General features: G+C 69.5%; 15 protein-coding genes. 8 read left to right on the forward strand and 7 right to left on the reverse strand.

The features are described from left to right. Positions 1-5: 5 nt before the first annotated feature. Together htpX and NBRGI_RS23475 are read right to left on the reverse strand one after the other, a co-directional pair. A complete protein-coding gene (gene htpX, locus NBRGI_RS23470) occupies positions 6-875 on the reverse strand; it encodes a zinc metalloprotease HtpX (protein ID WP_029899393.1) in 870 nt (289 codons plus the stop codon). A 239-nt stretch (positions 876-1,114) separates the two neighbouring features. Beyond that, positions 1,115-2,137 carry a polyprenyl synthetase family protein gene (locus NBRGI_RS23475; RefSeq protein WP_029899394.1) on the reverse strand — a complete coding sequence of 341 codons (1,023 nt, stop codon included), beginning with the start codon at positions 2,135-2,137 and terminating at the stop codon, positions 1,115-1,117. 166 nt (positions 2,138-2,303) lie between these two features. Here NBRGI_RS23475 and NBRGI_RS23480 point away from each other — a divergent pair, with 166 nt between their 5' ends. Continuing rightward, positions 2,304-3,569: a geranylgeranyl reductase family protein gene (locus tag NBRGI_RS23480; protein WP_029899395.1), complete on the forward strand. Its 1,266-nt coding sequence runs from the start codon at positions 2,304-2,306 to the stop codon at positions 3,567-3,569. 22 nt (positions 3,570-3,591) lie between these two features. Continuing rightward, a complete protein-coding gene (locus NBRGI_RS23485; RefSeq protein WP_051727979.1) occupies positions 3,592-4,017 on the forward strand; it encodes a helix-turn-helix transcriptional regulator in 426 nt (141 codons plus the stop codon). Here the strand turns inward: NBRGI_RS23485 and NBRGI_RS23490 are convergent. Both NBRGI_RS23490 and NBRGI_RS23495 read right to left on the reverse strand, forming a co-directional pair. Beyond that, positions 4,014-4,463, reverse strand: coding sequence for a hypothetical protein (locus NBRGI_RS23490; protein ID WP_029899397.1), 450 nt, complete (start codon positions 4,461-4,463; stop codon positions 4,014-4,016). The genes NBRGI_RS23485 and NBRGI_RS23490 overlap by 4 nt on opposite strands. An 11-nt stretch (positions 4,464-4,474) precedes the next feature. Then, positions 4,475-5,047: a PadR family transcriptional regulator gene (locus NBRGI_RS23495; RefSeq protein WP_029899398.1), complete on the reverse strand. Its 573-nt coding sequence runs from the start codon at positions 5,045-5,047 to the stop codon at positions 4,475-4,477. A gap of 98 nt (positions 5,048-5,145) precedes the next feature. Between NBRGI_RS23495 and NBRGI_RS23500 the strand changes: the two genes are divergently transcribed. Then, a complete protein-coding gene (locus tag NBRGI_RS23500) occupies positions 5,146-5,583 on the forward strand; it encodes a VOC family protein (RefSeq protein WP_029899399.1) in 438 nt (145 codons plus the stop codon). A 53-nt stretch (positions 5,584-5,636) separates the two neighbouring features. On the opposite strand, the gene NBRGI_RS23505 is transcribed toward NBRGI_RS23500, so the two are convergent. Beyond that, complete coding sequence (locus tag NBRGI_RS23505) at positions 5,637-6,143, reverse strand: DUF2505 domain-containing protein (protein ID WP_014988511.1); 507 nt, start codon at positions 6,141-6,143, stop codon at positions 5,637-5,639. A gap of 39 nt (positions 6,144-6,182) precedes the next feature. Between NBRGI_RS23505 and NBRGI_RS23510 the strand changes: the two genes are divergently transcribed. The 4 genes from NBRGI_RS23510 (at position 6,183) to NBRGI_RS23525 (ending at position 13,022) form a co-directional block, all read left to right on the forward strand. Beyond that, a complete protein-coding gene (locus NBRGI_RS23510) occupies positions 6,183-6,644 on the forward strand; it encodes a DUF3592 domain-containing protein (protein ID WP_029899400.1) in 462 nt (153 codons plus the stop codon). A gap of 74 nt (positions 6,645-6,718) precedes the next feature. Further along, complete coding sequence (locus NBRGI_RS23515; RefSeq protein ID WP_029899401.1) at positions 6,719-7,861, forward strand: glycosyltransferase family 4 protein; 1,143 nt, start codon at positions 6,719-6,721, stop codon at positions 7,859-7,861. Between the two features lie 167 nt (positions 7,862-8,028). After that, positions 8,029-8,739 carry a demethylmenaquinone methyltransferase gene (locus NBRGI_RS23520; protein ID WP_063726296.1) on the forward strand — a complete coding sequence of 237 codons (711 nt, stop codon included), beginning with the start codon at positions 8,029-8,031 and terminating at the stop codon, positions 8,737-8,739. A gap of 113 nt (positions 8,740-8,852) precedes the next feature. Beyond that, positions 8,853-13,022, forward strand: a complete 4,170-nt coding sequence (locus NBRGI_RS23525) for a bifunctional nitrate reductase/sulfite reductase flavoprotein subunit alpha (protein WP_036560528.1) — start codon at positions 8,853-8,855, stop codon at positions 13,020-13,022. A gap of 16 nt (positions 13,023-13,038) precedes the next feature. On the opposite strand, the gene NBRGI_RS23530 is transcribed toward NBRGI_RS23525, so the two are convergent. Further along, positions 13,039-14,073 carry an aldo/keto reductase gene (locus NBRGI_RS23530; RefSeq protein ID WP_029899404.1) on the reverse strand — a complete coding sequence of 345 codons (1,035 nt, stop codon included), beginning with the start codon at positions 14,071-14,073 and terminating at the stop codon, positions 13,039-13,041. Between the two features lie 113 nt (positions 14,074-14,186). On the opposite strand from NBRGI_RS23530, the gene NBRGI_RS23535 reads away from it, so the two are divergent. Further along, positions 14,187-14,807 (forward strand): TetR-like C-terminal domain-containing protein, encoded by a 621-nt coding sequence (locus NBRGI_RS23535; RefSeq protein ID WP_029899405.1) that lies wholly within the window; start codon positions 14,187-14,189, stop codon positions 14,805-14,807. A 136-nt stretch (positions 14,808-14,943) separates the two neighbouring features. Here the strand turns inward: NBRGI_RS23535 and NBRGI_RS23540 are convergent, their stop codons facing one another. Next, entirely contained in the window at positions 14,944-15,522 is a 579-nt protein-coding gene (locus NBRGI_RS23540) for a TIGR03086 family metal-binding protein (protein WP_029899406.1), read from the reverse strand. Positions 15,523-16,114: the final 592 nt, after the last annotated feature.

The raw sequence follows: 16,114 nt of genomic DNA on the forward strand, positions 1-16,114 counted from the left end.
CGCGCTCAGTAGTCGCGCCTGCCCCCGGCCATGTCCTCCAGCCGAGCGATCCGGTCGGCCATCGGCGGATGGGTGGAGAACCACCGGGCGGCCCGCTCACCGGCCCGGAAGGGGTTGGCGATCATCAGGTGCGACTGGGCGGTCAATTGCGGCTCCGGCGGCAAAGGGGCGGCCTGCACGCCGCGCTCCAGCTTGCGCAGCGCCGACGCGAGCGCCAGCGGGTCACCGGTGAGCTCGGCGCCGGACTGGTCCGCCTGGTACTCCCGGGAGCGGGAAACGGCCAGTTTGATCAGGCTCGCCGCGATCGGCCCGAGCAGCGAGACGAGCAGCACCCCGAGCATATTCGGGCCCTCGCCGTTGCGGTTGCCACCGAACGCCGAGGCGAAGAAGGCCAGGTTGGCCAGGCCGGAGATGACCGCGGCGAGCGCACCCGCGACCGACGAGATGAGGATGTCGCGGTTGTAGACGTGCGAGAGTTCGTGACCGAGCACGGCCCGCAGCTCGCGTTCGTCGAGGATCTGCAGGATGCCGCTGGTACAGCAGACCGCCGCGTGCCGCGGGTTGCGGCCGGTGGCGAAGGCGTTGGGCGCGTTGGTGGGGCTGATGTAGAGCCGCGGCATCGGCTGCCGGGCGGTGGTCGCCAGCTCGCGCACGATGCGATAGATCACCGGCGCCTCCAGCTCGCTCACCGGCTGCGCGTGCATGGCCTTCAACGCGAGCTTGTCGCTGTTGAAGTACGCGTACGCGTTCATGCCGACGGCCAGCAGGATGGCGATGATCAGGATCGTCGGACTGCGGAACATCGCACCGGCGAACACGATCAGCGCCGAAAGGCCGATCATCAATCCGAACGTCTTCAACCCGTTCGCATACACTGTCCCGCCTCTCCGCGTATTCAGGCCAGACTCGCCTGCCGCAAGACTTACGTTGGCGCCCACCGGGAGGGGTGCGACGTCGAGTTCGCCCGTACCCGGCGAGTTACCCGTGTACTGACGAAATCAGTTGCCGAGTGGCATTCGCTTCCGCGAATCCCCACTAACCGGCCGATTGCATCACACGAGGTCAACGACGACGACTCGGCAAAGGTTCCTCGGCGACTCGCACAACGAGTACTTCAGCCGACGCGTTCGATGGTGTAGCGGACCAGGCGCTCGAGGGCGTCGTTGGCCGGGCCCTGCGGCAGCGCGGAGAGCTCGGCGTGCGCGAGGTCGGCGTAGCCGTGCAGCTTCTCCTTGGCCAGCACCATGCCGTGCGAGCGGCCGAGCAGTTCGAGCGCCTCTTCGACCTCGGCGTCGGTGCCGAGCGGCTGGGCGAGCAGCTTGCGCAGCCGGTCGCCGTCGGCGCCCTCGTCGCGCAGCGCGTACAGCACGGGCAGGGTGTGCACGCCCTCGCGCAGGTCGGTGCCCGGGGTCTTGCCGGACTGCTCGGTGGCCGAGGAGATGTCGATGATGTCGTCGGAGATCTGGAAGGCGGTGCCGACCGCGTCGCCGAGCCGGGCGAGCCGCTCGACATGATCCAGCGAAGCCCCCGAGAAGGTGCCGCCGAAGCGCCCCGCGGCCGCGATGAGCGAACCGGTCTTCTCCCACACCACGCGCAGGTAGTGCTCGACCGGATCCTGGGTCTCGCGGGCCCCCATGGTCTCGCGCATCTGGCCGGTGACCAGCTCGGCGAAGGTTTCGGCGATGATCCGCACGGCGTCGGGACCCAGGGTGGAGGTCAGTCGCGAGGCGTGTGCGAACAGGTAGTCGCCGGCCAGGATGGCGATGTTGTTGCCCCAGCGCGAGTTCACGCTCGGGGCGCCGCGGCGCATGGTGGCCTCGTCCATCACGTCGTCGTGGTACAGCGTGGCCAGGTGCACCAGTTCCACAACGGTGCCCGCGGTGACGAGCGCGGGGTCGCTCGCACGCGGGCCCAGCTGACCGGTCAGCAGGGTGAACAGCGGACGGAAGCGCTTGCCGCCGGCCTTGGCCAGGTGCAGGGCCGCCTCTTGCAGGAACTCCTCGCCGTCGGACAGCTCGGCGACCAAGAGTTTCTCGACCTCTTCCAGGCCGGCGCGCACGGTCGCGGCGAGTTCGGTGTCACCGAGATCGACCCCGGCGACCACCGTGCTCTCGTCCGTAACAGCCGATGTGCTCATTTCTTCTCCCGCCGATGCGTCCGACCCCACGGTAGAGAACCTAGCGTGTCCTCAGCCGATGGCCCATGAACACCGTCACTATGCGGTGTATCAGACACTTTGGCACACCATTTTCGGTGCGCCGCGCGCGCCCGCGCCCCCGGGGACCCGTGCAAGTATTGAAGTCATGGGTTCACCGGAAGTCACCCCCGCGAGCGGGGACGCGCTGCCCGCACAGGCCGAGGTGCTGGTCGTGGGCGCGGGCCCGGCCGGTTCGGCATCGGCGGCCTGGGCCGCGCGCGCCGGGCGCGAGGTGGTGCTGCTCGATTCCGCCGTCTTTCCCAGGGACAAGACCTGCGGCGATGGGCTGACGCCGCGCGCCACGGCCGAACTGGAGCATCTCGGGCTGGGCGAATGGGTGCGCGCGCACACCGTCAATCACGGCCTGCGGATGACCGGTTTCGGCCGCGAAGCGCTGCTGAGCTGGCCTGCCGGTTCGTTCCCCACCTACGGAAGTGCGGTTCCCCGAACCGAACTCGACGACAAGCTGCGCGAGACCGCGATGAAGTCCGGCGCGCGGATGATCGACGGCACGAAGGTAATCGATGTCACGCGGGACGGGGATCGGGTCACCGGCGTGACGGTGCGCACTGCCGCCGGCACCCACACCATCGGGTGCAGGCTGCTGATCGTCGCCGACGGCGTGCGTTCGCCGGTCGGCCGGCTGCTCGGCCGCACCTGGCATCGGCAGTACGCCTACGGCACCGCGGCCCGCGCCTACATCAAGTCCGGCCGCAGCGACGATCAGTGGATCACCTCGCATCTGGAGCTGCGCGACGCCGCGGGCGCGCTGGTGCCCGGCTACGGCTGGGTGTTCCCGCTCGGCAACGGCGAGGTGAACATCGGTGTCGGTTCGCTGGCCACCGAACAGCGGCCCTCGCACATCGCGTTGAAGCCGCTGCTGGAGCACTACACCAAGCAGCGCTTCGAGGAATGGCAGTTCGAGGGTTCGCTGCGCGCGGTGGCCTCCGCGCTGCTGCCGATGGGCGGCGCGGTCTCCCATGTCGCCGGACGCAACTGGGTGCTGGTCGGTGACGCCGCGGGCTGCGTGAACCCGCTGAACGGCGAGGGCATCGACTACGGCCTGGAGGGCGGGCACATGCTGGCCGGGCTGCTGGACGAGCCGGACCTCACCACCATCTGGCCCGAGTTGCTGCGGGCCCGCTACGGCCGCACCTTCTCGGTGGCGCGCCGGATCGCCGGGCTGGCCACCCATCCGAAGATGGTGCCGATCGGCGGCCCCCCGGTGATGCGCTCGAAGTACCTGCAGCGCACCGCCGTCCGGGTGATGGGCAACCTGGTGACCGACGAGGACGTCGACCTCACCGCGCGGGCGTGGCGGGCGGCAGGCCGGATGTCGATGCGCGTCGACGACCTCCCTCCGTTCGCCTAGGGGCCTGGCAGGCGGTGGCGTGATGAGTGGACGACCGCACAGCGCGCCGCCGCTGGCACTGCTGCCGCATCTGCGGCGGGCCCGCGATCTCGCGGATCGACGGTATGCCGATCCGCTCGATCTCGACGAGTTGGCCGCCGCCGCAGGGGTTTCCAAGTATCACTTCCTGCGGGCGTTCGCTGCGGTCTACCGACTGACCCCCGCCGCGTACCTGACCGAGCGGCGGATCGAGCGCGCGCAGGATCTGCTGCGCGCGACCAACCTGACGGTCACCGAGGTCTGCATGCTGGTCGGCTACAGCAGCCTCGGCTCGTTCAGCAGCAAGTTCCGCAAGCTCGTCGGGGTGACGCCCTCGGAGTACCAGGCGAAGTTCGCCGATGGCGCGCCCCGTATTCCGGGTTGTTTCGTGTTCATGCACGGCCTCAGCGACCGCACCCGCGAAACCTAGACCGCCGTAGGGTTTTCGATCCGGAACACCGCGCTGCGCGGTGCGGCGGCGGCGAATTCGTCCGGATCGGCCGAGGTCACCAAACCGAGTTTGACGAAGAACGGCACACCGTGCGGCACCTCGCGCGGGAATTCGCGCAGCACGGCGGGGCGCTCGTCGGCCGGGAGTTCGACGAGGTCCACCCGGTTGCGCCGGCGCCCCTCGGCCAGAATGCCCCAGCTGCTCTTGCGAGCGTTGCGCACCCACTCGGCCTTGCCGTGTCCGACGATGTAACGCGCGCCGCGCACGGTCAGTGGCGAGACGGGCGTGGTGCGCAACTCGCCGGAGGCGCGGCCGGGCACCGACAGCACCCGCATCGTGCCGAGCGGAATACCCAGGCGGTTGAGCGTGATCACCACGCGGTTCATCGGTTTGAGCCAGCCGGGCAGGCCCAGTTTCGTCACCATGGCAACTCCTTTCAGGTCGCCCACGGCAATTCGCCGTCGGCGATGCGTTTCGCGGTGCGCTCCACCCAGCGCAATTCGGTGGCGCGCAGTTCGCGGTCGAGTTCGGTCTCCACCAGCACGATCGGTGGAATCTCCGTCGAATGTGCCGCGGCCAGCGCGGCATCCAGCTCGGCGAGGTCGGTGCGCAGGACCTGCGCACGGCGCGTGAGCAATTCGGCCGCGCGGTCGGGGGTCAGATTGAGGATGTGCGCCAAACCCGCTGCGAACCGCGGGTATTCGTTGACCGGTTCGGCGAGGTACTCGTCGAGCAGCGAGTCGAGTTCGGCGCGGCCGGCGGCGGTGATGGTGAAGATGGTGCGTTCCGGGCGCGCACCCGCTCGGCTACTGCCCGCCGACTCGATCAGACCGTGCGCGGCCAGCCGGGCGACGGCGTCGTAGACCGACCCGCCGCGCATCCGCACCACTCGGCCGACGTGTCGTTCCCGGATCAAAGCCTGCATCTCGTACGGGTGCATGGGCCGCTCGTTGAGCAGGCTCAGCAACGCCAGCGCCAGCGGGGTTCTGCGGGCTCTCGACGCCGCCATCGGACTCCTTAGTCGAACTCGAATAACCGAACTCGACTATACGCGACACAGCAATTTCGGAGAAGCCCCCTGCGGGGTCGCGGCCATAGCCTCGACGCATGACGACGATTACGAATGTCTCGCTGGTCACGGTGTACGTCACCGATCAGACCGAATCGAAGCAGTGGTACATCGACAAGCTGGGCTTCGTCGAGGTAGCGGATATCACCATGGGCGACAACGGGTTCCGCTGGGTGACCATCGCGCATCCGGCGCACCCGGAACTCGAGATCGGCTTGATGATCCCCGGTCCCCCGCTGGACGAGGGCCTGGCCGAGGCCATCCGGCGCGCGCTCGGCAGCGGCACCCACGGGGCGCTCGGCCTGCGCACCGAGAACTGTCAGAAGACCTTCGAGGAACTCACCGCCAAAGGCGTGGAGTTCATTCAGCCGCCCGCCGAGCGGCCCTACGGCACCGAGGCCATCATCCGGGACAACTCCGGGAACTGGCTGGTGCTGGTGGAGCAGAAGGAATACTCGCCCGCGGACTTCGCTTAGCGGACGGTACTCGTCGCCCCGGGGCGTACCGGGACGACGAGGCCGTGCGGGGGTCAGGCAGTCGCCTGCGCGGCGACCCACTCCTCGATGAACTTGCGCTCGCTGTTCAGCACGCGGTGGTGCAGCTGCTCGGCCAGCGGCTCGATGGCGCCGCCGACCAGCGGCACGTGCACCTGCACGGTGCCGACCACCTCGATCTCGGAACCCTCTGCGGTCGAACGCATTTCGTAGGTGCCCGACATCTCGGTGCTGATGCCGCCGGTCGAGCCCTCGAAGGTGCCCTTGGCGACATCGCCGTCGAGCGCCTGCCAGTGGTCGGTGCGCGAGAGCATGAGCTCGCTCTTGAGCACCTTGCTGACCACGCTGGGAACCTTGTCCTGCGCGGCTTTTTCGGTCATATGGATGCGGATGGAGTCCGCCCCCTCGGGATGGGAGAGGTCGAGCGTGGCGGTCTCGGCGTCGGCGAAACGCGCCTGCCAGACCTTGTCGTCGGTGAGTGCCCGGTGAAGATCTTCGACCGGGACGGTGTAAGGCACGGTGAAGCTGAATTTTCGGGACATGCGCGACACGGTAGCCGAGTCGATCGGTAGCCTGTTGCGGTGTTGGAAACCACCCAGTCTGATCGGCGGTCTGTCCGCCTGCGGCGGGCCAGGATCGGTGTCATCACGGCCGCGACGGTGATCAGCGTGCTGATCGTGCTGCTGGTGCTGGCCGCCTGGCGCAACGACTTCCTGATCAACTCGGACAAGGGTGTCACCAGCGCCGAGGTGCTCTCCGCGGGCAGGCTGCGCTCGGCGGTCATGTACGTGACACCGGACGGGGAAACACACAATCCGAAGGTCGGCGTGCTCTACCCGACCAATCTCACGGCGGGTGAACGCATCCGGGTCGAGTACTACCGCGCCGATCCCGATCTGGTCCGGGTGGAGGGCCGCGACGTGCGCGTCGCCATTCCGCCCGCGCTGTCGGTGATCGTGGTGGTGTGGCTGGTCGCGCTGCCCGCGCTGTGGCTGCTGCACCGGGCCGGGCGACGGCGATCGCAGACCACGGCGACCACCTAGGAGTTCGCCGGATCTTTCCGTTTCCTTCACGCCGGCGTGAGGCCGTGGCGCGTTGCGCGGGTCAACCTGGGATGGTGCGTGTAGCGATCGTCGCGGAGTCGTTTCTGCCGAACATGAACGGCGTCGTGAACTCCGTGCTGCGGGTGCTCGATCACCTCGACAGCCACGGCCATGACGCCCTGATCATCGCGCCGGACACGGTGCGCGGCCTGCCGCCGGCGGCCCGCTGGCACGACCGCTTCCGGGTCCATCGGGTGCCCGCGGTGATGGTGCCCAAGATCAGTTCGCTGCCGGTGGGCCTGCCGCAGCCGGGAATCGTCTCGGCCATCGCCGATTTCGACGCCGACGTGGTGCACCTGGCCTCGCCGTTCCTGCTCGGCGCCGGTGGACTCGGCGCGGCCACCCGACTGGATCTGCCGACCGTGGCGGTCTATCAGACCGACGTCGCCGGTTTCGCCAAGAGCTACGGTCTGTCGCTGGCCAGCCGCGCGGCCTGGGCCTGGACCCGGCGCATCCACGAGGGCGCGACCCGCACCCTGGCCCCGTCCAGCGCGGCCGCGCAAGACCTTGCGAGCCATGGCATCCCGCGGGTGCACCGGTGGGGTCGTGGCGTAGACATCGCCCGATTCACCCCGTCTGCGCGGCGCACCGCGCTGCGCGCCTCGTGGCTCAACGGCGCCGACAAGCTGGTGGTCGGCTTCGTCGGCAGACTCGCGCCGGAAAAGCACGTCGAGCGGCTCGCGGTGCTGGCACACGATCCGGACATCCAGCTGGTCATCGTCGGCGACGGGCCCGAACGCGACCGGCTCACCCGCCTGCTGCCGAACGCGGTGTTCACCGGCGAGCTGGGCGGCGACACCCTGGCCCAGGCGTACGCGAGCCTGGACGTGATGGTGCACGCGGGCGAACACGAGACCTTCTGCCAGGGCGTGCAGGAGGCCCTCGCGTGCGGGGTGCCGGTGATCGGCCCGGACGCGGGCGGCCCGCGCGACCTGATCGCGCACTGTCGCAACGGATATCTGCTCCCGGTCGACCGGTTCACCGAACTGCTGCCGAGTGCCGTTGCGGCACTGCATGATCCGGCGCTGCGCGCCCGATTCGCCGGGGCCGCGCGCAAATCGGTGCTGCACCGCACCTGGCCCGCGATCTGCACCGAGCTGATGGGCCACTACGCGGACGTCACCGGCATGCGGATGCGGTTGCCGCATAGCGCTTGACCGCCGGGTGGCCGCAGCGCCGGTGGCCGACCGGAACGGGCCCACCGGCCTCATGAGACCATGGGTAACCCGCCGGGCCCGCCCGGACCCGCGACGTTTCCGGCGCAGGCCCTGGACACGGTTCGGCGGATATCCGACTGGTACGGCCTGAAGACGCGGAGAGGCGCATGAGCGTGGCGAAAACAGAATCGGTTCGGGCCTCACTGGACAAGCAGCCGCACGAGATCGCGTCGATGTTCGACGGCGTCGCCCGCCGCTACGACCTGACCAACACGGTGATCTCGGGCGGCCAGGATCGCTACTGGCGCTGGGCGGTCCGCAAGGCGCTGGCCCCGCGTCCCGGTGAGCGGGTGCTCGACCTCGCGGCTGGCACCGGCGTGTCCACCCTCGATCTCGCGAAGTCCGGCGCCTGGTGCCTCGCCGCCGATTTCTCCCAGGGCATGCTCGCCGCGGGCAAGTTCCGCAAGGTGCCGATGGTGGCGGCCGACGCGACGGCGCTGCCCTTCGCCGACAACTCCTTCGACGCGGTGACCATCTCTTACGGCCTGCGCAACATCTCCGACACCGATGCGGCGCTGCGCGAGATGCTGCGCGTCACCAAGCCGGGCGGACGGATGGTCATCGCCGAGTTCTCCACCCCGGTCATCCCCGGTTTCCGCACGGTGTACATGGAGTACCTGATGAAGGCGCTGCCGAAGGTGGCCCGCGCGGTCAGCAGCAACCCGGACGCCTACGTGTACCTCGCCGAGTCGATCCGGGCCTGGCCGAACCAGCGGCAGCTGGCGATGCGGATCGCGGGCAACGGCTGGGCGTCGGTGAAATGGCGCAACCTGACCGGCGGGATCGTGGCGCTGCACCGGGCCTACAAACTCGGCTGACCCGCGATCTTCGTCACACCTCACCGGCGCGGACGCGGCATGTGAGGTGGATTGTGACCTCCCGATAACGCGCGGTAAACCCCGTGCAATCGGCGATGGCCATGATCGGAGGCATGTTGGACGCAGGCGGCACCACCAGGACGGCATGTTCGTACTGCGGCGTCGGGTGCGGAATCACGGTGCGGACGAAGGCGGACGCCGCCGGTAAGCCGGTGCTCGCCAAGGTCAGCGGCGACAAACTGCATCCGGCGAACGCGGGCAGGCTGTGCACCAAGGGCGCCACCCATCTGGAGCTGATGCGCACGCCCGGGCGGATGGAGACGGCGTTCCGGCGCCCCGAGCGGGGGCAGGAACCGGTACCGGTCGCGGTGGACGAGGCGGTGCGCGAAGCGGCCGCCCGGCTGCGGTCGATCCTGGACGAGCACGGACCGGACGCGATCGCGCTGTACGTGTCCGGGCAGATGTCGCTGGAGGCGCAGTACCTGGCGACCAAGCTGGCCAAGGGGTATCTGCGGACCTTGCACATCGAAGCCAATTCACGGCTGTGCATGGCGAGCGCGGGCACCGGATACAAGCAGTCGCTCGGCGCGGACGGACCGCCCGGCTCCTACGACGATATCGACCACGCCGATCTGTTCTTCGTGATCGGCGCGAACATGGCCGACTGCCACCCGATCCTGCACCTGCGCATGGTGGATCGGCTGAAGGCGGGCGCGAAGCTGATCGTGGTCGATCCGCGGCGCACCGAAACCGCTGCGCGGGCCGACCTTTTCCTGCAGATCGCACCGGGCACCGACCTCGCGTTGCTCAATGGCCTGCTGCACCTGCTCGTCGAAAACGGGGATATCGACGAGGATTTCATCGCCGAGCACACCGAGGGCTGGACGGCGATGCCGGAGTTCCTCGCCGACTATCCGCCCGCGCAGGTGGCCGAGCTCACCGGGCTCGCCGAGGCCGACATCCGTACTGCCGCAACCTGGATCGGCACGGCGGGCGAATGGACGACGCTGTGGACGATGGGGCTCAACCAGTCCACCCACGGCACCTGGAACACCAACGCGATCTGCAACCTGCATCTGGCCACCGGCGCGATCAGCCGCCGGGGCAGCGGTCCGTTCTCGCTGACCGGGCAGCCGAATGCCATGGGCGGGCGCGAAATGGGCTACATGGGCCCCGGCCTGCCCGGGCAGCGCAGCGTGCTCGCCCCGGCCGATCGCGCCTTCGTCGAGGCGGCCTGGGGCGTCGAACCCGGCACCATCCGGGACGAGGTGGGGCCGGGCACCATCGAGATGTTCCGCGAGCTGGCCGCCGGGCAGATCAAGGCGGCCTGGATCATCTGCACGAATCCCGTTGCCACCGTGGCCAATCGCAAGACGGTGCTGGACGGCCTGGAGGCCGCCGAGCTGGTGATCGCCCAGGACGCCTACGCCGAGACCGCCACCAACGCCTACGCCGACCTGCTGCTGCCCGCCACTCTCTGGGCCGAAGCCGATGCGCTGATGGTGAATTCGGAACGCAACGTCACGCTGCTGCAGCGCTCGGTCGAACCGGTCGGCGAAGCCAGGCCGGACTGGTTGCTGATCGCCCAGGTCGCCACCGCGATGGGCTTTCCGGGCTTCGACTTCGAGTCCAGCGCGGCGGTTTTCGACGAGATCAAACAGTTCGCGAATCCGGCCACCGGATACGACCTGCGCGGCATGGATTTCGAACGGCTACGGCAGGGTCCGATGCAGTGGCCGTGCCCCGATGGGACCCGTCCACGCAACCCGATCCGCTATGTCAACGACGGTGTGAGCCAGCATCCGCATGTCGACGAGCACGGCCATCGGCCGCGGCTGGCCTTCGCGACGCCGAGCCGCCGGGCGGTGTTCTGGCCGCGCCCGCATCTGCCCGCCGCGGAACTGCCCGACGACGACTACCCGTTCCTGCTCAATACCGGTCGGCTGCAACACCAGTGGCACACCATGACCAAGACCGGCAAGATCGACAAGCTGACCAAGCTGAACGGGCGGCCGTTCGTCGAGGTGCATCCGGACGACGCGGAACGACTCGGGGTGCGGGCGGGCGATCAGCTCGAAATCGCGTCCCGCCGTGGGCGGGCCGTGCTTGCGGTGCAGATCGGCGACCGGGTGCGGCCGGGTGACTGCTTCGCGCCGTTCCACTGGAACGACGAGCACGGCGAGTATCTGACGATCAACGCGGTCACCAACGATGCCGTCGACCCCGCGTCGCTACAGCCGGAGTACAAGGCGTGCGCGGTCTCGCTGCGCCGGGTGGCGGTGCCGGAACAGCCCGAATCGCCTGCCGCCCCGATCCCCGCGGCGCAGGGCGTGCATCCGCTCGCGACGGTGCTCGGACTGGACGCGGCGGCCACGCCGACCCTCACCGAGGTCGAACGGATCTATCTGAGCGGGTATCTGGCTGCGTTGCAAGCCGTTCCGGTGACCGGCCAGCCGGTGCTGCCCGCGTCCGCGCCGATCGCCGCGCAGAGCCGCACCTGGATCGATGGCCTGCTGGCGGGAATGTATTCGCGCGCCACAGATGTCGCGGCGGCGCCGACCCGTCCGGTGACCGTGCTGTGGGCCTCGCAGACCGGCAATGCCGAGGAACTCGCCGCCACCGTTGCCGCCCGGCTGTCCGAATGTGGTTTCCTGCCACAGCTGCTCGATATGGACTCGTGCACCGTTGCGGCTCTGACGGGTGACGTGCTGGTGGTCACGAGCACCTTCGGCGACGGCGGGCCGCCGGACAACGGGACGGACTTCTGGCGGCAGCTCGACGACAAGGCGATTCGGCTGGACGACATGCGCTACGCGGTGTTCGCGCTCGGCGACTCTTCCTACGACGACTTCTGCGGGCACGGCCGGAAATTGGACGAGCGCTTCGCCGAATACGGCGCCACCCGGCTGCTGCCGCGGGTCGACAGCGAACCGGATTTCCAGGAGCCCGCCGAACGCTGGCTGGACGCGGTGCTCGCCGTGCTCGGTGATCAGCTGAACGGCGAAGTGTTACAGGACGATTCGAGCCCGCCCGGCGGCGATCCGGGAATCGCGGTCGAGCCGGTGCGCCGGCGCGTCCGGACGATGACCTCGGTGCTGACCAGGGCCGCCGCGCCCGCACCGGGCCGAACCAGGCGAGAGGTCCCCCAATTCACCCGGAACTCACCGGTGCCCGCGCCCCTGGTCCGCAACGAGGCCCTCACCGTCGCCGGATCGGCGAAAGAGGTGCGCCAGTTCGGTTTCGACCTGCGCGGGCTGGAAGCCGGCTACGAGGTCGGCGATTCGCTCGGCGTCTGGCCGGCCAACGACGCCGCGCTGGTCGGCGAATGGCTGGCCACCACCGAATTGGACGGCCGCCGGGTGATCGAGGTCGACGACCGGGAACTGACCCTGGCCGAGGCGCTGCGCACGCACTACGACATCAGCAAGGTGAGCAACGACCTGCTGACCTTCGTCGCCGAACGCAACCCGAACATCCGGCTGGCCAAGCTGCTGCGCCGGGACAACCACAACGAGCTCGACAACTACCTCTGGGACCGCCAGGCGGTGGACGTGCTGCGCGATTTTCCCGTACGGGCCGACCTGGTCGACTGGCTCGGCACGTTGAAAAAGCTGCAGCCGCGCCAGTATTCGATCTCGTCGAGCCCGCTGGTCAGCCCCGACGAGGTGCAGCTGACGGTGGGCGTCGTCCGCTACGGTGACCCCGCCGCCACCGGGTCGGCGGTCCGGCGCGGCGGCGTGTGCTCGACCTTCCTCGCCGACCGCGCGGGCGGCGAGGCGGGCACGGTGCCGATCTTCCTGCAGCGGGCGCCGCACTTCCGCCCGCCCGCCGACCCGGCGGCGCCGATGATCATGGTGGGTCCCGGCACCGGCATCGCTCCCTTCCGCGGCTTCCTCCAAGAGCGCCGGGAGCTCGGCTGCCCCGGGCGCAACTGGCTGTTCTTCGGCGAACAGCACGCGGCCACCAACTTCTACTACCGCACCGAACTGGAGGACATGTTCCGCTCGGGTTTTCTCACCCGGCTGGATCTGGCCTTCTCCCGCGACCAGCGCGAGCGGATCTATGTGCAGCACCGGATGATCGAGCACGGCGCCGAACTCTGGTCCTGGCTGCGTGACGGCGCGCATCTGTACGTCTGCGGCGACGCCACCCGGATGGCCAAGGACGTCGACGACGCGCTGCTGCGAATCATCCGGGTGCACGGCAAGGTGGACGAGGCGGGAGCGCTGGCATACCGCAAGCAGCTCGTCACGCAGAAACGCTACGTGCGCGACGTCTACTGACCACGGCCGCCGGCGATCAGACCAGGGGCGGGTTCAGGCGGGTGAAATCGCCGAGCCGGTGGTACGGGTAGTACGGGTACGGCGGCGTCGTGGCGCTGACCTTGTCCAGCCTGGCCACCTGGTCGGCGTCCAGCTCCCAGCCGATGGCGCCCAGGTTCTGCCGCAACTGTTCCTCGTTGCGGGCGCCGACGATGACCGTGGCCACGGTGGGGCGGCGCAGCAGCCAGTTGAGCGCGATCTGCGGGACGGTCTTGCCGGTTTCGGCGGCCAGTTCGTCGAGCACGTCGACGACGTCGTAGAGCTTCTCGTCGTCCACGTGCGGACCCGCGGCGGCGGTCTGGTGCAGGCGGCTGCCGTCCGGCAGCGGTTGGCCGCGCCGGATCTTGCCGGTCAGCCGCCCCCAGCCGAGCGGGCTCCAGACGACCGCGCCGACGCCTTGGTCCTGGCCGAGCGGCATCAGCTCCCACTCGTAATCACGACCGATCAGCGAGTAGTAGACCTGGTGCGCGACATACCGGGTCCGGCCGTGCTCGTCCGCTGCGGCAAGCGATTTCATCAGCTGCCAGCCCGCGAAGTTGGAGGCGCCGACGTAGCGGATCTTGCCTGCGCGCACCAGATCGTCCAGGGTCGCGACGACTTCCTCGACCGGGGTGCCCGCGTCGAAGGCGTGCAGCTGGAACAGGTCGAGGTAGTCGGTGCCGAGCCGGCGCAGCGCCGCCTCCACCGCGCCGATCAGCCGCGCCCGGCCCGAACCGGCCTGCCCGGGGCCCGGACCGGTCGGCAGTGACGCCTTGGTGGAGATGAGCACCTGATCGCGCCTGCCCTTGATGGCCGCGCCGAGCACCTCTTCCGACGCGCCGTCGGAGTAGACGTCGGCCGTGTCGAACATGGTGAGGCCCGCCTCCAGGCTGATGTCCACCATCCGCCGCGCCGACGCGGCGTCGGTGTCGCCCCAGGCGCCGAACAGCTCGCCCCGGCCGCCGAAGGTGCCCGCACCGAAACTCAACGCCGGAACGTGCAGACCCGATGCGCCCAGCCGCCGGTACTCCATCTCCGCGCCTACTGTCCGATCGTTCATCGGTCCACCCTCCTAAAGGGTCTATAGTTTCGTTAACGCGTCGAACAGTACACCCGATCGGCCACAAATGAAACTGGAGTTCCGTTATGACTGACGCCGAGGCCACACCCGGCTCGATTCGCCCAGGTGGACGCACCGCTCGCGTGCGCGAGTCGGTGCTGCAGGTCGCCGGCGACCTGCTCGCCGAACGCGGCTTCGGCCAGTTGGATCTGGCCGAGGTCGCGGCGGCGGCGGCGGTCGGCAAGACCACGGTGTACCGCCGCTGGCGCACCCCCACCGGCCTGGTCACCGACCTGTTGATCGACATGGCCGAGCAGTCTGTCGGCCACACCGACACCGGGTCGCTGCTCGACGATCTCATCGCCAACGCGCGCCTGGTCGCCCGGACCTTGACCGACCCGCGCCAAGGCAAGCTCTTTCAAGCCGTCATCGCGGCGGGCACCTGCGACGAAGCCGCCGCCACCGCACTGCGCCGGTTCTACGATGTGCGGCTCACCGAGTGGTCCCCCTGCGTGGACCGGGCGATCGAACGCGGCGAAGTGCCACCGGGCACCGACGCCCGCGCCGTCCTGTCGGCGGTGTCCGCACCGCTCTACTACCGCCTGCTCGCCAGCGGCGACCCGATCGACGACGATGCCGCACTCGCGGCCGCCCGCGCCGCGGTAACCGCTGCCGCCGCAGGCGTTTTCGTGTCAGCGCCGAACTAGCCGTTCGATCGGCTCCGAGACAGGCTCGAGCGTTGCCGCGGCGCAGTTTTCGACCTGAGCCCGCAAGTCCGGCGTTGCCACGGCGCAGTTTTCGACCAAAGCCCGCGGGCCCGGCGTGGCCGCGGCGCGGTGTTCGCTATGCGGACCAGTCCGCGCTACGGCCGGTGAGCGCGAGGACGCGGTCCAGGGCCGAGGCTTCGGTGGGGACGGGGAGCACCGGGCCGAACAGTCCGGGCGTGCCTTCGGCGGGAGTTTCGCTCAGCAGGTCTAGCAGGGTGGCCAGATCGGTCGCGGTGGCGTCGAAGGGCTGGCCGGTCGCCTTGGCCAGGTCCCAGCCGTGCACCACCAGTTCGTCCAGTGCGATCATCGCCATCACCGGCGCGGCCTCGCTCACCCCGCCCGCCTCGGTGATCCCGTCCCACGCGCCCGGCTCCCGCCACGCGCCGACCAAGGCCTTCAGCTGCGCCGAGATCAACCCCCGCCAATCGGCGGGCAACGCGTTCTCCGGCGCGATGACCGGGGCCACCGAGCCGCCGACCGCCTCCTTGGTCGCCGCCTGCCGGAACGCCTCGGTCAGATCCACCACGTGGGCGAGCAGATCCCGGACGGTGGTGTCGGCGCACGGGGTCGCGGCCGCGAGCTGATCGTCGGTGATCCCGGTGATCACGGTGTCCAGCGCGGTGGCCGCCGGTTCGAAATCGAATTCCTGGTTCATAGGTTCTCCTTGGCGCGCGGTGGGTCTCAGCAATGCAGACGAACCAGCCGCCCAGAACTCATCGCCCGCAGCCACCAGCCCCGACACACACCCCCAGCCACCGCCACCTACGGCCCACATACCGGCCCAGCCCGGGCCATCCCCCACACGCGCCTGCGCCGTACCCCGACCACGCCTGCGCAGCCGCCGACGCGCCCGGCGACACCGGTGCGGTGCCGAGCGCACTCGGCCCGCGCCAATGCGACACCGCCTCGGATTGATCTCGCCGGCGCTCCGCACACCTGCCCGGCCCGCGCCCACCGCACACACCTGCCAGCCACCGGCCGCCCACGGCACACCTGCCTGCGCAGCCGCCCGAGCGCATCAGGTCCGCGCCATTGCGACACCGCCTCGGATTGATCTCGCCGGTGCTGCGCGCACCTGCCCAGCTCGCGCCCACCGCACACACCTGCCAGCCACCGCCGCCCACGGCACACACGCCTGCGCAGCCGCCCGAGCGCATCAGGTCCGCGCCATTGCGGCACTGTCTCGGATTGATCTCGCCGGTGCGCCGCGCACCTGCCCCGCGACCAACTCGTGACCGCGAAAACCC

Source organism: Nocardia brasiliensis IFM 10847, from assembly GCF_000710915.1.
GTDB classification, from domain to species: Bacteria; Actinomycetota; Actinomycetes; order Mycobacteriales; family Mycobacteriaceae; genus Nocardia; species Nocardia brasiliensis_A.

Excerpts from the sequence above, each read along its gene's own strand:
- NBRGI_RS23530 (WP_029899404.1), bottom strand. The coding sequence starts at position 14,073 with ATGGAGTACCGGCGGCTGGGCGCATCGGGTCTGCACGTTCCGGCGTTG.
- NBRGI_RS23490 (WP_029899397.1), bottom strand. The coding sequence starts at position 4,463 with ATGGTGACGAAACTGGGCCTGCCCGGCTGGCTCAAACCGATGAACCGC.
- NBRGI_RS23525 (WP_036560528.1), top strand. The coding sequence starts at position 8,853 with ATGTTGGACGCAGGCGGCACCACCAGGACGGCATGTTCGTACTGCGGC.
- NBRGI_RS23500 (WP_029899399.1), top strand. The coding sequence starts at position 5,146 with ATGACGACGATTACGAATGTCTCGCTGGTCACGGTGTACGTCACCGAT.
- NBRGI_RS23540 (WP_029899406.1), bottom strand. The coding sequence starts at position 15,522 with ATGAACCAGGAATTCGATTTCGAACCGGCGGCCACCGCGCTGGACACC.
- NBRGI_RS23520 (WP_063726296.1), top strand. The coding sequence starts at position 8,029 with ATGAGCGTGGCGAAAACAGAATCGGTTCGGGCCTCACTGGACAAGCAG.
- NBRGI_RS23535 (WP_029899405.1), top strand. The coding sequence starts at position 14,187 with ATGACTGACGCCGAGGCCACACCCGGCTCGATTCGCCCAGGTGGACGC.
- NBRGI_RS23495 (WP_029899398.1), bottom strand. The coding sequence starts at position 5,047 with ATGGCGGCGTCGAGAGCCCGCAGAACCCCGCTGGCGCTGGCGTTGCTG.
- NBRGI_RS23475 (WP_029899394.1), bottom strand. The coding sequence starts at position 2,137 with ATGAGCACATCGGCTGTTACGGACGAGAGCACGGTGGTCGCCGGGGTC.
- NBRGI_RS23480 (WP_029899395.1), top strand. The coding sequence starts at position 2,304 with ATGGGTTCACCGGAAGTCACCCCCGCGAGCGGGGACGCGCTGCCCGCA.
- NBRGI_RS23505 (WP_014988511.1), bottom strand. The coding sequence starts at position 6,143 with ATGTCCCGAAAATTCAGCTTCACCGTGCCTTACACCGTCCCGGTCGAA.
- NBRGI_RS23485 (WP_051727979.1), top strand. The coding sequence starts at position 3,592 with ATGAGTGGACGACCGCACAGCGCGCCGCCGCTGGCACTGCTGCCGCAT.